13 protein-coding genes and 2 riboswitches are annotated in these 12,994 nt (G+C 39.1%); of the genes, 3 read left to right on the top strand and 10 right to left on the bottom strand.

Annotation, left to right across the window (positions count from 1 at the left end; genetic code table 11):
• Together WAX46_RS14550 and htpX are read right to left on the bottom strand one after the other, a co-directional pair.
• Window positions 1-322, bottom strand: a 322-nt coding sequence (locus tag WAX46_RS14550; RefSeq protein WP_336494248.1) for a transposase, incomplete at its 3' end; no start/stop codon positions are given.
• A gap of 104 nt (window positions 323-426) precedes the next feature.
• Window positions 427-1,326, bottom strand: coding sequence for a protease HtpX (htpX, locus tag WAX46_RS14545; RefSeq protein ID WP_226569967.1), 900 nt, complete (start codon window positions 1,324-1,326; stop codon window positions 427-429).
• A 278-nt stretch (window positions 1,327-1,604) separates the two neighbouring features.
• Between htpX and WAX46_RS14540 the strand changes: the two genes are divergently transcribed.
• Complete coding sequence (locus WAX46_RS14540) at window positions 1,605-2,318, top strand: DUF1836 domain-containing protein (protein WP_226569964.1); 714 nt, start codon at window positions 1,605-1,607, stop codon at window positions 2,316-2,318.
• A gap of 117 nt (window positions 2,319-2,435) precedes the next feature.
• The gene (locus WAX46_RS14535) at window positions 2,436-2,630 is read left to right on the top strand and encodes an alpha/beta-type small acid-soluble spore protein (protein WP_226569961.1); all 195 of its coding nucleotides are present in this window, start codon (window positions 2,436-2,438) and stop codon (window positions 2,628-2,630) included.
• Window positions 2,631-2,792: 162 nt separating this feature from the next.
• Here WAX46_RS14535 and WAX46_RS14530 read toward each other — a convergent pair whose 3' ends face one another.
• The 4 genes from WAX46_RS14530 to WAX46_RS14515 all read right to left on the bottom strand — a co-directional run bounded on the left by WAX46_RS14530 (window position 2,793) and on the right by WAX46_RS14515 (window position 6,479).
• Window positions 2,793-3,827: an anti-sigma factor domain-containing protein gene (locus WAX46_RS14530; RefSeq protein WP_336494247.1), complete on the bottom strand. Its 1,035-nt coding sequence runs from the start codon at window positions 3,825-3,827 to the stop codon at window positions 2,793-2,795.
• Entirely contained in the window at window positions 3,824-4,579 is a 756-nt protein-coding gene (sigI, locus tag WAX46_RS14525; RefSeq protein ID WP_336494246.1) for an RNA polymerase sigma factor SigI, read from the bottom strand. The genes WAX46_RS14530 and sigI overlap by 4 nt, the downstream gene beginning before the upstream one ends.
• Before the next feature lie 220 nt (window positions 4,580-4,799).
• Window positions 4,800-5,585, bottom strand: coding sequence for a TerC family protein (locus WAX46_RS14520; RefSeq protein ID WP_336494245.1), 786 nt, complete (start codon window positions 5,583-5,585; stop codon window positions 4,800-4,802).
• Between the two features lie 31 nt (window positions 5,586-5,616).
• Window positions 5,617-5,786, bottom strand: a riboswitch (yybP-ykoY riboswitch).
• Between the two features lie 78 nt (window positions 5,787-5,864).
• The gene (locus WAX46_RS14515; RefSeq protein WP_226569952.1) at window positions 5,865-6,479 is read right to left on the bottom strand and encodes a DedA family protein; all 615 of its coding nucleotides are present in this window, start codon (window positions 6,477-6,479) and stop codon (window positions 5,865-5,867) included.
• Between the two features lie 249 nt (window positions 6,480-6,728).
• Here WAX46_RS14515 and WAX46_RS14510 point away from each other — a divergent pair, with 249 nt between their 5' ends.
• Window positions 6,729-9,152: an EAL domain-containing protein gene (locus tag WAX46_RS14510; protein ID WP_336494244.1), complete on the top strand. Its 2,424-nt coding sequence runs from the start codon at window positions 6,729-6,731 to the stop codon at window positions 9,150-9,152.
• A 30-nt stretch (window positions 9,153-9,182) separates the two neighbouring features.
• On the opposite strand, the gene WAX46_RS14505 is transcribed toward WAX46_RS14510, so the two are convergent.
• From WAX46_RS14505 to WAX46_RS14490, 4 genes are all read right to left on the bottom strand, one after another.
• Complete coding sequence (locus WAX46_RS14505) at window positions 9,183-9,647, bottom strand: MarR family winged helix-turn-helix transcriptional regulator (RefSeq protein WP_095408317.1); 465 nt, start codon at window positions 9,645-9,647, stop codon at window positions 9,183-9,185.
• A gap of 687 nt (window positions 9,648-10,334) precedes the next feature.
• Entirely contained in the window at window positions 10,335-10,706 is a 372-nt protein-coding gene (locus WAX46_RS14500) for a hypothetical protein (protein WP_226569947.1), read from the bottom strand.
• Window positions 10,707-10,807: 101 nt separating this feature from the next.
• Window positions 10,808-12,166 carry a magnesium transporter gene (gene mgtE / locus WAX46_RS14495; protein WP_226569945.1) on the bottom strand — a complete coding sequence of 453 codons (1,359 nt, stop codon included), beginning with the start codon at window positions 12,164-12,166 and terminating at the stop codon, window positions 10,808-10,810.
• Window positions 12,167-12,374: 208 nt separating this feature from the next.
• A riboswitch (M-box (ykoK) riboswitch) is annotated at window positions 12,375-12,538 on the bottom strand.
• A gap of 121 nt (window positions 12,539-12,659) precedes the next feature.
• On the bottom strand, window positions 12,660-12,800 hold the full coding sequence (locus WAX46_RS14490) for a hypothetical protein (protein ID WP_226569943.1): 141 nt from the start codon (window positions 12,798-12,800) through the stop codon (window positions 12,660-12,662).
• Window positions 12,801-12,994: the final 194 nt, after the last annotated feature.

Below are 12,994 nucleotides of genomic sequence, written 5' to 3'. Positions count from 1 at the left end.
TTCGATAAAAAATTTGTTCAAATAAATCTGTATCGTGGAAGCGTCTCACATAATTTTTACCGAAGGTAGAAAAGTGCGGAATTTTCTCAGAAAACCCATACCCAATAAACCAACGATAAGCAACATTGGTTTCGATTTCTTTTATGGTTTGACGCATTGAGCGAATGCCAAATAGATATTGGATCAAAACCATTTTAATGAGAACAACGGGATCCACACTTGGTCTACCGTTGTCAGAACTATAATGATCTTCAGGCACTAATTCATCTAAAGCCACTACTTCTAATTGATTTCTTCTCTCTTCTTCACGTTTCGATAACATGTTCATCCCCCGCAGAATTGTGTTATTACCCTTATTATACAAAAAAGCTTGTAGACTTTGTCTACAAGCTGAGACATTCTATAACAGAATGTCTTAAGATTTTTTTATTTTGCTTCTAGCCTTCTAATTCTTTCGTTTAAATCAGGGTGTGTCGAGAAAAGAGAAGCTTTTCTTTTACCACTGATTTTTAGTGTAGCGACCGCTGTTTGATCATCATCTTTAATTCTTGACGTATATGCCTCAAGAGAACGGAGCGCATGAATCATTTTGTCTTTTCCTGCAAGGTCAGCACCGCCGCTGTCTGCATGGAATTCACGATGTCTAGAATATGCAAAGACGACAAGGCTTCCTAGGATAGAGAAAATGATTTGGAAGACAATCACTGCGATAAAGTGAACAATCGGTACAAGCTCTTCACGTGAAACGAATCGACTTGCAATCCATGCTGCAATTCTTGAAAGGAAAACAACAAACGTGTTGACAATTCCTTGTAGTAACGTCATTGTCACCATGTCACCGTTCGCAACGTGAGCGACTTCGTGGGCAATAACACCTTCAACGGCTGCATCATCCATTTCATTCAGCAATCCAGTGGAAACGGCCACAAGTGACCTTCTCTTAGAAGGACCTGTCGCAAAAGCATTGACTTCAGATGATTGATACATACCAACCTCAGGCATTTTAGAAAGGCCTGCTGCTCTTGATAATCTATGAACGCGGTCAACAAGCTGCTGCTCATCATATGTTAACGTATCCTTTTCAGGGTTTAACACACGCACACCCATCATCATTTTTGCCATCCATCGAGACATCGCTAATGACATAAACGAGCCAACAAAACCAACAACTGCACTGAATACTAGAAGATAACCTACGTTAAGTCTACCGTCTGCTCCTATATAAGAACCAACACCAGTTGCTGCACTAATAACCGATAGTACAATCCCAATCGTAGTGATAACAAGAATGTTCGTTAATATAAACAGAAAAATTCTTTTACCCATACATAACCTCCGCTGTCATATTAAGTTCAAATGAACTTATTAATAAAATTATAAAAATAAACGTCTCAAATTGCAAGGAGAAAGGAATCGTTTCCTATGTTCATCATAACGGTATAAATCCCGTCACTTCAATGTTTACGCCATTTGCTATAGAAGAAAAGTGAACAAATTGTGACACGATATACCTACTTTTAGTTAATTTTGCATTTTTATCAAAAAGAGATTATGATGTTGAATTAGATCAATAATCACGTTTTTGACGTACAATGAGGTGGAACATGGTTACTTTTAAATTAACGAGAATGGACATGACGAGACTTCTGTATTCTCTAAAAGGAAAGGGAGATCTGACTCCGCTTCAGCTTTTGAATGTATCTGTAAAAAACGACAAGCAGCATGAATATGACGAACTAAAAATTCCTTCGTTTTTTGAGAGGCTTGAACGGCGGAAGCAAAAATCAGAGCACGGGCTCTCCACAAATGAAATAGTTGAACTAGGGAATCTGTGCGAGCTGACTTCTCTAAAATCGACTGCAATTCAAAACTGGATCAAACGAGACATTAAAGATATGATTGGCCATCCAGAGCTTGGAAAGAAGTACTCGATTGAGCAGGTCGTTATTTTATTAATCGTTAGGGATTTAAAATCTGTTTTTGACTTTGATGCCATCCGTACGATCTTATCTGCCTTATTTAACACGATTACAGATCGAACAGATGATATTATCAGTCCACTGCGATTTTATGAAGCATATGCGCATGTCCTTGATTTTATTTATCATCATACACATTTTCCGCTAAAGGAAGCGAATTTACGGGAAATAACAGAGGAGCAGACAGATAAGCTTCGTGAGGAGTTTTCAGAATTGGCAGAGCATCAATGGCATTTAATCAAAGGCATAATCAATTCTACAGTCTTCTCAGTTTTCACTTCTCATTTACAAAGTACAGCACAGGAAATGATGTTTAATACGCTACAGCATAATGGCTAAGAGCCGAGGTGATGAGTTCACCTCTTTTTTTGGGCAGCAATTGCCTGCATAATTGTAGGCAAGTTTTTTCAAAATAAGAAGGCATCACAAACATGAGGTGAAAGGAGGAATCGTACAATGGCAAATCGAAATCAACTTCTTGTTCCTGGAGTAGAACAAGCATTGGAACAGTTTAAATACGAGATCGCACAAGAATTTGGCGTGACTCTCGGTTCAGATACAGTCGCACGTGCAAACGGTTCTGTTGGCGGCGAGATCACAAAAAGACTCGTACAACAGGCTCAATCACAAATGGGTAATGAATCTAAATAAATACATGGTGAAATACGCCGGATCTATTCTGGCGTTTTTTTATTGTTCATATGTGTGTTCTTTTCGGCTCTCACGATAAGAGAACGCGCATCCTTTCCATTTTGCTTGACGTCATCTCTTTAACATTCACCGACGGACGTTTCTGACTACTGGCGTTTTTCTTTACTCCTTGTCTGCATCACCAAGATTTGTGTCGTTTTCATCAGGGTAAGACGAGTGATTTTTTTTTTGCTCTTTATTAAAAGAGTGATCCTTCTCTTCCTTTCCCTTTTTGTCCTTGTTTTCATCATCAGGTTTTGTTTGGTGAGGATTTTGAACAGATCCTTGTTCTTCCCTCTCTACTTCTTCTTTGTCTTCGCCTTCAGGAGCCTCTTTACCTGGCTGCATCTCATCGCTATCGTCTGTCTTTATTTCTTCTTGTTCGTCTTTGTCTGCTTGATCTTTATCATCTTTCTTAGGCTCTTCTTTGACAGCCTCATCATCTGCTGGTGCGTCCTTATTCATGTCCTCTTGTTCTTTGTCTTGCATTTCTTGATTTCTAATATATGTTCCTGTTGAGATGCCTGCCCTTTGTGCTTTTTCTCTTGTTTCCAGGTCACCTTCCACCGTTTCTAACTTGTAATTGCGCTTTTGATATTCACCAGAAATGGTGTCTATTTTGTTTTTTACGTTTGTTTTATATGTATGGTCCTGCTTGTTTTCATAAACAGTTGAAATATAAATTCTTTTAGAGTGATTTACATATCCTTTTTTATCACAATCATCTATAATTCCCTGCACGACTTTGGTCATGTCGTTTTTTTCTAAATCCTTCATACTGGCCAATACTTGTTTCGCATCTTGATTCAGCGGTGTAACACCGATCACTTGATAATTGTGATCCAGTTTCAGCTCAAAGCTAGGGTTAATGTCGATCGTCATATACGCATATGCTTTTTGATTTAAGAAAGATGGCATTATAGTGAAAATCACGACAATAATAGCTGCGATGGATAGAATTCCTGCATTTAACGGACGTAAACGGAGCAGGTCAAAAAAACCGGCTCTTTTTCTTTCGAGACGTGATTCATACGGAAATGTCACTTCTTGACCAATTTCATAGTCTTGCTGTTCATACTTTGTCCGCAGAAATTGTCCATCAGGGGTCAGCAGTGTGACATATTTTTTGTTTTTCTCTACTATAATGCCTCTTCTCATGAATTAAGCACCCCTTTAAGGTAATCTTTCAAATACACATAATCACCTGTCATAATGATCGCCATCGCTATGATATATTTTCTATTTCTCTCAATCGTTTTGCGGCTGACTACCACTAGCTTTTCTAGCTGTTTAACTGGTAATTGTTTTTTCTGAAATAAAATGGTTCTTAGCTCATCGTGCTCAACGAGCGTATACGCCACCTTAATTGCATTTTGTCTCGCATCTGCATGCTTTGGTGAATGCTCAAGCAACTCTTGAAACGTGAGACCGTATACTTTTAATCGTTGTTTAAAATGTTCAATCTCTTCTCTTCTATGTTCTTGTTCAACTAATCGTCTGTATTCATTTGCAGAAAGCTCTGCTTCAATCATGCTTTGAGAGTATTCGCCATTCTCAATTTCTTGAGGGTCTATTTGAACCGTTGGCACATTTCTCGCTTCTTTTCGAATAAAGTCGATCACTTTTCTTTTAATAATTAACTCCGCAAATGCAAGAAGTGAATTCCCTTTTTCGGAAGAGTATTTTTCTATCGCTTCATTAAAGGCCATTAAACCTATACTGAATTCATCATCTTTTTCATCTATATATCGTTTACAAACGGATGAAACCGTCTTAGCGACAAATGGTTTGTATTGCTCAATTAATGCATTTTGCAGCTCGATATCACCTTGTTGGATACTGATAGACGACTGCTCTAATGTTTGATTTTTCTTTCCTTTTTTAAACAAAAGGCTAAGCAATGGTTTCACCTCAGTTCTCCCTATATTACTCATTTATGATATCTAATTTATGAGAGAAGCGCAAAGGAAGAGATGAGGAATTCATTTCCTATTACTCCATTATGACACATATTTCTTTATCTACTTTACAACGTTTCGTCTAAAAATAAAGAAATAAGGGGGTATCTCACCCTTTTTTGTAATATCCGTGTTATGAAAATGAAATGATATTTCTTTCAAAAAACCTATTCTATAGGTGTACCTCCTGTTTTTCCTCGTTTTCTTGCCCATCTTTTCTTGATGGACTTGATAAAAACCACCCAAAAGCTACAATTGTGAGAAGCACCGCCCAGAAAATGACTTTCCATAATGTTGAATGAATGAAATGTGAAGACACTATCCCAATGGCTGGATGAGACAGTGTATAGAGCATGAGCTTCACGCCAACCCATCCGACAATGACAAATGCTGCTGTTTCTAGACTTGGTCTTGTTTTCAATAGCTTCACAAATACAGTCGCAGCAAATCGCATGATGACAAGACCGGTGATACCGCCTAAAAGAATGACGATAAACTGCCCGCCATCAAGTCCACCGATTTGCGGGAGATTTGTTTTCGGTAGTGTAACAGCTAAAGCAACGGCTGCTAATATGGAGTCTACTGCAAAAGCAATGTCCGCAAGCTCAACTTTTACAACTGTTGCCCAAAAGCCACTTTGTTTCATGTTCGTATCTGTTTCCTTTTTCTTAAATACATGAGATTTCAACACATGGTGAATGGAAATATAAAGAAGATATATTGCGCCAATTGCTTGAACTTGCCACACATCCACTAAAAATGAAATTAAAAACAGAGAAACAAATCGCATGATAAACGCACCGGCAAGTCCGTAAAACAATGCTTTTTTTCTTTGCTTTTCAGGAAGGTGTTTGACCATCACAGCCATGACTAACGCATTATCAGCTGCTAGAATCCCTTCTAATCCAATCAACACGAGAAGAACCCACCCGTACTCTAAAATAATTGCTGCATCCATCATCATTCCTCCTTGTTTGTTTTTATTGTCCCACAATAGACAAAGGCTTATGAATGCAAAAAAGACCTTTGCCTATAATGGCAAAGGTCTTGCTAGACATGTGATATGTAGATCATGCCAACAAAGCCGATGGAACGTAAGTCCATGTAATGACGACTTTGTTTCCGGTAAAACCGGACGCTACTCCCCTTTGGTGGGATTTAAGACTATTTAGATTAGTTATATCATAATCAATAGACACTGGATTGTCAACATGTTCCTGTCATTGCAATACAGTCATTAGGCTGTTGGCGTTTCTGTTTTTCTCTTTCTTCGCTTTAACCATACGTAAAGGATAAACAATAAAACAACACCAATCCCAATCGGTAAAAGATATTGATCTAAAATAGTGCCTACCTCTTTCCAGTTCTCACCAAGCATAAACCCAAGGTACACATACACAAACGTAATCGGTGTAATAGCCAAAAACGTATACAGGCAAAATACCCACACATTCATCTTTGCAATACCGCACGGGATAGAAATCAAGGTTCTGACCCCTGGAATAAACCGGCCGCTAAATGCGACAAAACCGCCATGCCTTTCAAAGAATGCATCGGATTTGTCAAGTGATTCAGGCTTTACAAAAAAGTATTTCCCGTACTTATTTAAAAAGGGTCTGCCGCCGTAACGCCCTAGCCAGTACAAGGTCAAGGGGCCAACCACACCGCCAATTGATCCGGCAGCCACAACACCGATGAAGGCCATGTCCCCTTCTGAGACCCAGTAGCCGGCGAGTGGCAAAATCACTTCAGCAGGAACAAATTCAATGCACAAGGCGAGGAAGATGCCAAAGTACGACAAATTCTTAAAGGCATCAGCTAAAGAAATAATAAAATCTTCGATGTTTATCAATCCCTTTTCACATATAATCAGTTTGACAGACCCTATCGCTTTTAGAACCATGCCATATATTAAACGGATAAAACGTCAGAAATGATTCACTTTTCATCGTTTTTTTCACATTAAATTCGATTTTACTATAAAAGATAGGGAAAAAATGATGATTGTTCTTTTTAGTGAAGGAAAAGTGAACAGAAGACGCATTTGAGCCGATAAAAGAAGTATATGTCTGTTTTAGGATATAATAGGAGGTTTTTTCACATGACACATTTAGCAGGAAACTACAACGGATGGCTTGTCCTTCTGTCGGTCGCTGTCGCCGCTGTCACCTCCTACTCAGCTCTTCGTTTAGCTAGCCGAGTGATTCAGTCAAGCGGTGCAAAGAAAAAGGTATGGCTGATCATTGGTGCAATGATCATGGGCATGGGAATATGGTCGATGCATTTTATTGCCATGATGGCATACCACATGCGTTCTGGCATCACATATGAAGCGCCCTTACTGGTTTTATCGATTTTTGCATCTTTTAGCGGTTCTTTGATCGCTTTTTCAATGTGCATCCAGCAGAAGCTCTCAACAAGACGACTGCTGATTAGTTCGATCACCATGGGATCGGCTATTTGCAGCATGCAATATCTCGGAATGGAATCAATGGCCAATGTCACAATTAGCTATGATCCATCCCTCTTTTTTCTTTCGTTTTTCATTGCTGCGCTAGCTTCTTTCTTTTCATTAAACCTTTTTTTTCGGCTCCATCGGTCTGAGAAAAGACAGAAGGATCATCTATTTAAGTTAGCTGGAGCACTTATAATGGGCGGTGGTATTGCTGGGATCTATTATACCGGAATGGCTGCTTCTACGATGTTTTTTTATTCTGAGGGGCAGGCTGCAGCGGATGGTTTTCTTGAAATGTCGCCATTCCGTCTGTCTATTTTTATTGTCTTGATGACTCTCATTGTCCAAACGCTCATGATCTTTGGTGCCTATATTGATTACCGAATCATGAAGCAGTCAGATAAGCGAAAGGAAAATGAGCAGCGGTTCCAATCGCTCATTAAACATAATATAGATGGCATTATCGTGTTATCTGTTGATCGAAAGGTTATTTCTGCTAATGACACAGGTAAACAAATCTTAAAGATGTGCAATTCTTGGATCGGTGATGATATCAGCCAATATGTGATGCCTACTGAAATGTGGGAAAAATTTATTTATCACTCAAAAAAGACCCTCACACGAGAAGCAGAACTGAAAGTAGCTGATCGTTTCTATTATTATCATGTCACATACATACCTGTTCACGTCAACGGAATAATTGACAGCATCTATGTTGTTTTAAAGGATTTAACGAAGCAGCGGATTGCTGAGAAAGAAATTTATGTGATGGCGCATTATGATCCATTAACTGAACTTCCTAATCGACGACACGGTATCAATCATTTAAATAATGTTCTTTCTACTCAAGAGGAGACAAGGACATCCACGGCGGTTCTTTTTCTTGATCTGAATCGTTTTAAAATCATTAATGATGCATTAGGTCATAACATAGGTGACTTGCTACTCAAAGCCGCCGCAAACAGACTGACACAATGTTTACCGGACAATGGCTTTATTGCAAGACTTGGCGGAGATGAGTTTTTAATGATCTTCCCTCAGATGGAGCACGGTACACATAAAATTGAGCAACTTTCTAAAAATATCATCCGTCAATTTGAACGTCCTTTTTTCATTCAAAACCATCAGCTTATGACGTCCATTAGTATCGGAATCGCCATCTCTCCGCAAAATGGCAAAGATAGCATGGAACTGATGAGAAAAGCCGATATGGCGATGTATTTATCTAAAAAACATAAGCAAAGCCGTTATGAGTTTTTTACTGAATCAATGGAAACATCTAGTGAGGACAGATTAAATCGAGAGCTGGAATTAAGAGATGCGATTCAAAGAGAAGAGTTTGTGCTTCACTATCAGCCGCAAGTCAGTGCCAAAACTAGAAAAATGACAGGGGCTGAAGCCCTTTTAAGAATGAAAACACCAGACGGTTCTTTAAAATCACCCGAGGCTTTTATTGAAATAGCTGAGGAATCAGGTCTCATCATTGATATTGGCAGATGGGTCATTGATACCGCATGTAAGCAGGCAAAAATTTGGTATGACAATGGTTTAACGATCGCTGTCGCCGTTAATTTATCTGCTAAACAGTTTAACTCTGAAGACTTAATTGATTTGATCAAACTGACATTAAAAAAGTACGATCTCAAACCGTCACTTCTGGAACTTGAAGTAACAGAAAGTATGACAATGGACAACATCAAGCAATCAAAACAAGTGTTAACGTCGCTGAAACAGCTTGGCGTTCGCATTAGTATCGATGATTTCGGAACAGGTCATAGCTCCTTAAGCTATTTAAAAGATTTGCCCATTCATCGACTGAAGATTGATAAATCCTTCATTGAAGATATCCTAAGTGATTCAAAGTCTGAGCAAATTACTGGCGCCATTATAGCGATGGGGCATCAATTATCTCTCGAAGTCATCGCAGAAGGCGTTGAAACCTTTGCACAGGCGCAACTGTTATCTGCGCAAGGCTGTGACGATTTACAAGGATTTTATTATGCAAAGCCACTTCCAGCAATCGATATTGAAAAGTTTATCGCGTATCCAGCAAATCAGCTGGGCACATAAAAAAGGTGCCAACCATGGCACCTTTTCGTTTTATCTAAATAATAAATGTTGACTGTGAATACCTGCTTTTTTCAGTAGACTAATCAATTGTTCCTGTTCTTCACGTGTCAGACCAGAAAATGCCCTCGCAATACGAAGAGAATGGATCGGGTAAATCTTATCAAGATAACTGCGCCCTTTATCCGTTAAATGGGCATAAACCGACCGTTTATCCTTCGGGTCCTGTTCTCTTTCAATGAAACCATTTCGTTCTAACTTGTCAATTACGTACGTGACATTCCCGCTGACAAGCAGGAGTCTTGAGCCGATTTGCTGAAGCTTTTGAGCACCCCTCGTATACAGCAATTCAAGAACGGCAAATTCAGTTGGATTAAATCCATGCTCCTTGCTGTCTCTAATACTGTGTTCTGAAACGCTTTTAAATGCTCTTGCAAAAACCTTGTAAAGCGTCATTGAACGTTCTACTTCTTCTTCATTAAACGATAGTCTCATCACATATCTACCTCTTATAATATTTTTTTAACTTCAAGGCTTTCTTGCGGTGCAGTTGGAGCCTTTCGTAAAAAATAGAAGTACATTTTGAAAACCCTTTCAACCACATAAGTGACTCCATTCGTGTTATGTATAAGATTTCGATATAAACTTTTAAAATCCTTCTTATTTTTCACAATTATCTTGAAAAAAAGCTTTTTTAGCAAACCATCAAGTTGTGACATACTTTAACATAATATGTAAATAATCTATGTTTTCTTGCGATAAATTCGTCAAACTTCTACAAAATTCAATATTGCTATAATATTAAACACGCAAAAAAGAACCCTTCATGGGACGGGTGCACATTTCAAGGGATTTTTACAAATAGCGCTCTGTTTTGTTGAAAAAGAAATGATGCTCTTTTTTTAAGTCACTAATTGTCATGTCCTTGGTCGCATTAGGGCTATAAACGCCTAATGAATAAACTTTAATATACGCCGCACCGAATATCCCCTTCTATACATTGTGAGGATCGGGTGGGGTGAGTATATGACGCAGGAAGATGTATCTTAACAGGCATTAAAAAGCGGACAATTAAAAAATGCTGGAAGGACAGATCAACGCACACTTCCGGTACAAAAAATCGTTAACCCAAAAAAGAATCGCTCTTTTGAACGATTCTTTTTATTTAGAAGAAGCTTTAGTTCCTTAGACAACTCCTACAAAGTCTATGAGTACGCCTCTTTCAGCATCTTCTTTTACCCGAAGGGCAAGCGCCTTTTTCTTGCCAGTTTGAGCATCATTATAATTCGCACGAAAGACATGAATGCTTGCTTCTTCCAATTGAAAATCTTGATAGGAAAGCTCCTCAATGCCCCATTCTTTTTTCAATTTGAGAATATCATCCGGGCTTGGGACCGCACCTTCGACATAGATGTTCTCCATATTTCTTTTATTTCCTTCAGCAATGGCTTCGAGCATATGCTCCGCAGCCACAAGCCTTCTGTCTTTCCCCTCGTCTTCCCTTTGACATGCACCAAGTAAAAGAATACACATCAAAATGAATAAGAACTTCTTCATGTTTCTCTCCCACCTTCTCCTTAAAATGTAAAGGATGGAAGCGCTATATGCAATCTTTATTCAAAAAAGACTGTAAAACGACACGCTCCACAGTCTTCTTGTTACACGAGTGCATGAAGGAACGCTGTGGCAATTCCAAAATAGATGAGCAGTGATAAAATATCATTTAATGTTGTAATTAGCGGCCCAGAGGCAATAGCTGGGTCCGCATTTAATCTGTGTAAAATAATGGGCACGACAGTACCTGCCATTGTGCCAATAATAAGTGTCGCAAGGAGTGAGGAACCGACAACAAAACCTAAAATCATATTGCCCTGCCACACCATCGCAACGACTGTAATAATGATTGAACAGACAATCCCAATGTAAATACTTGTTCTCAGTTCTCTAAAAATAAGGCGCATAATGGTTTTTTTCGTTAATTCTTCTTTGGAAAGTCCTCTAATGACGACAGCAAGAGACTGTGTACCAGTATTCCCTGTCATACCTGCAATCATCGGCATGAAGAAAGCAAGAGCGACGACTTGCTGAAGGGTATCTTCAAAATAATTTAAAATACTGCCTGAAATCAGCCCGATGAATAATAGCAAAATCAACCACGGAAGACGGCGGTATGCCGCAACAAATGCCGGCGTGTCAAACGTAATATCTTTACCAGAGGCAGCAAATTTCTCATAGTCTTCTCCCGCCTCTTGAATGACGACATCAATGATATCATCGACTGTGACAATTCCGACAAGGACATTATTTTCTTCCACGACAGGAATGGCGAGGAAATCATAGCGTTCAATCAGCTTTGCAATTTCTTCCTGGTCTTGAAATGCTCCAACGGCAATAACTCTTGTAAACATGAGATCCTGCACCTTTTCATCCTGTTCGCCTAAAATAAGATCTCGGTATGAGAGGACCCCTACAAGCTGTTTTTGATCATTAATTACATATAAGTAGTTGATGGATTCCGCAATTTCAGCAAAGCTTTTCAGCTTAACGACAGCATCCTGCACCGTATAATGCTGAGGAATCCATACGTACCGGTTGGTCATGATCCGGCCTGCTGTCTCAGCAGGGTAATTCATCAGAAGCTGAACGGCCTTTGATTCCTCTGCTTCCATGTTTGATAATAGCTGATCTTTTAGCTCATCATCCATTTCATCAAACAAGTTGGCTAAGTCATCGTTATCCATTTTGTTTGTGACAAAGGTGGCTTTGTCTTTTCCTACTTTTTCAAGAATGATCTCTTGATATTCCCGCTCAAGCTCCCCCATCATTTCCGTCACATCATCGACTGTTAAAAAACTGAGAAAACGCCCTCGGTGTTTTTCTGGAAGCTCTTTAAATAAATAGGCCATATCATACGGCTGAAGCTCTCCCATAATGTTTTTAAATTCTTGGCGTTTGCTATCTCTTAATAAAATAATGATTTTTAAAATGAGTTCATCGTACGTAATGTTCTGTATCATCGCTGTTACCTCCTCAAAGTCAGGAGATATCCGAATCCCTTAGAATGTGCAGGGGTCAGGATCTCCTCTATCTGATGTCTCAATCTGATCTTTTGACATACTCTCTATGTGTCTCGAATCTGGATGATCCATCCCCACACCTCCTTTTCTCATAAAAAAGCACCTTCAACCGAATGAAGGTGCTTTGTAAGCATGACAAAATAAACACTTGCTCCTTCAATCGTAGAGCTTTAGCACTGTATGGCATAGGATAAATCCAGCTGCATTAAAAATCACCTTATGTCGATGATTTCTGTTGACCCATTGGCGTCTTTGGACATTTTTGGGCAGCAACTTATCTCCATACAGGAGCCTCACCTAACGAAGTCTCAACACAATGAGATTACAGAAAAAACGGAATGATGTCAATAAGCAAGATGCCAAGTTAACTCATGTATTCGCTTATTTTTAAAGAAAGAGCGAAAGATAGTCGACCATCGCCCTCTCATGCTTTCTATTCCTCTTCCGGCTGGATCATATCCTCTTGGGAGAGGAGATGAAAGGAATCATGCAAAAACAAAGCATACCCTTCTCCATCAGGATGCGGAACATATTCCGCATGGTCCATCGTCTGTTCTTCTTCTTTTTTCTTCATATTCTCTCGCCTCCTTTCCATTAGTTTGTCCCAATGAAAAAACCTTACACATGAATGTGTAAGGTTACAGCTTGTAGACAAAGTCTACAAGCTTTTTTGTATAATAAGGGTAATAACACAATTCTGCGGGGGATGAACATGTTATCGAAACGTGAAGAAGAGAGAAGAAATCAATTAGAAGTAGTGGCTTTAGA

The organism is Bacillus sp. FJAT-53060, from assembly GCF_037104745.1.
GTDB classification, from domain to species: domain Bacteria; phylum Bacillota; class Bacilli; order Bacillales; family Bacillaceae; genus Bacillus; species Bacillus stratosphericus_B.
Note: the sequence above shows the minus strand (reverse complement) of the source record. Positions and strands in the feature narration are given on the sequence as shown.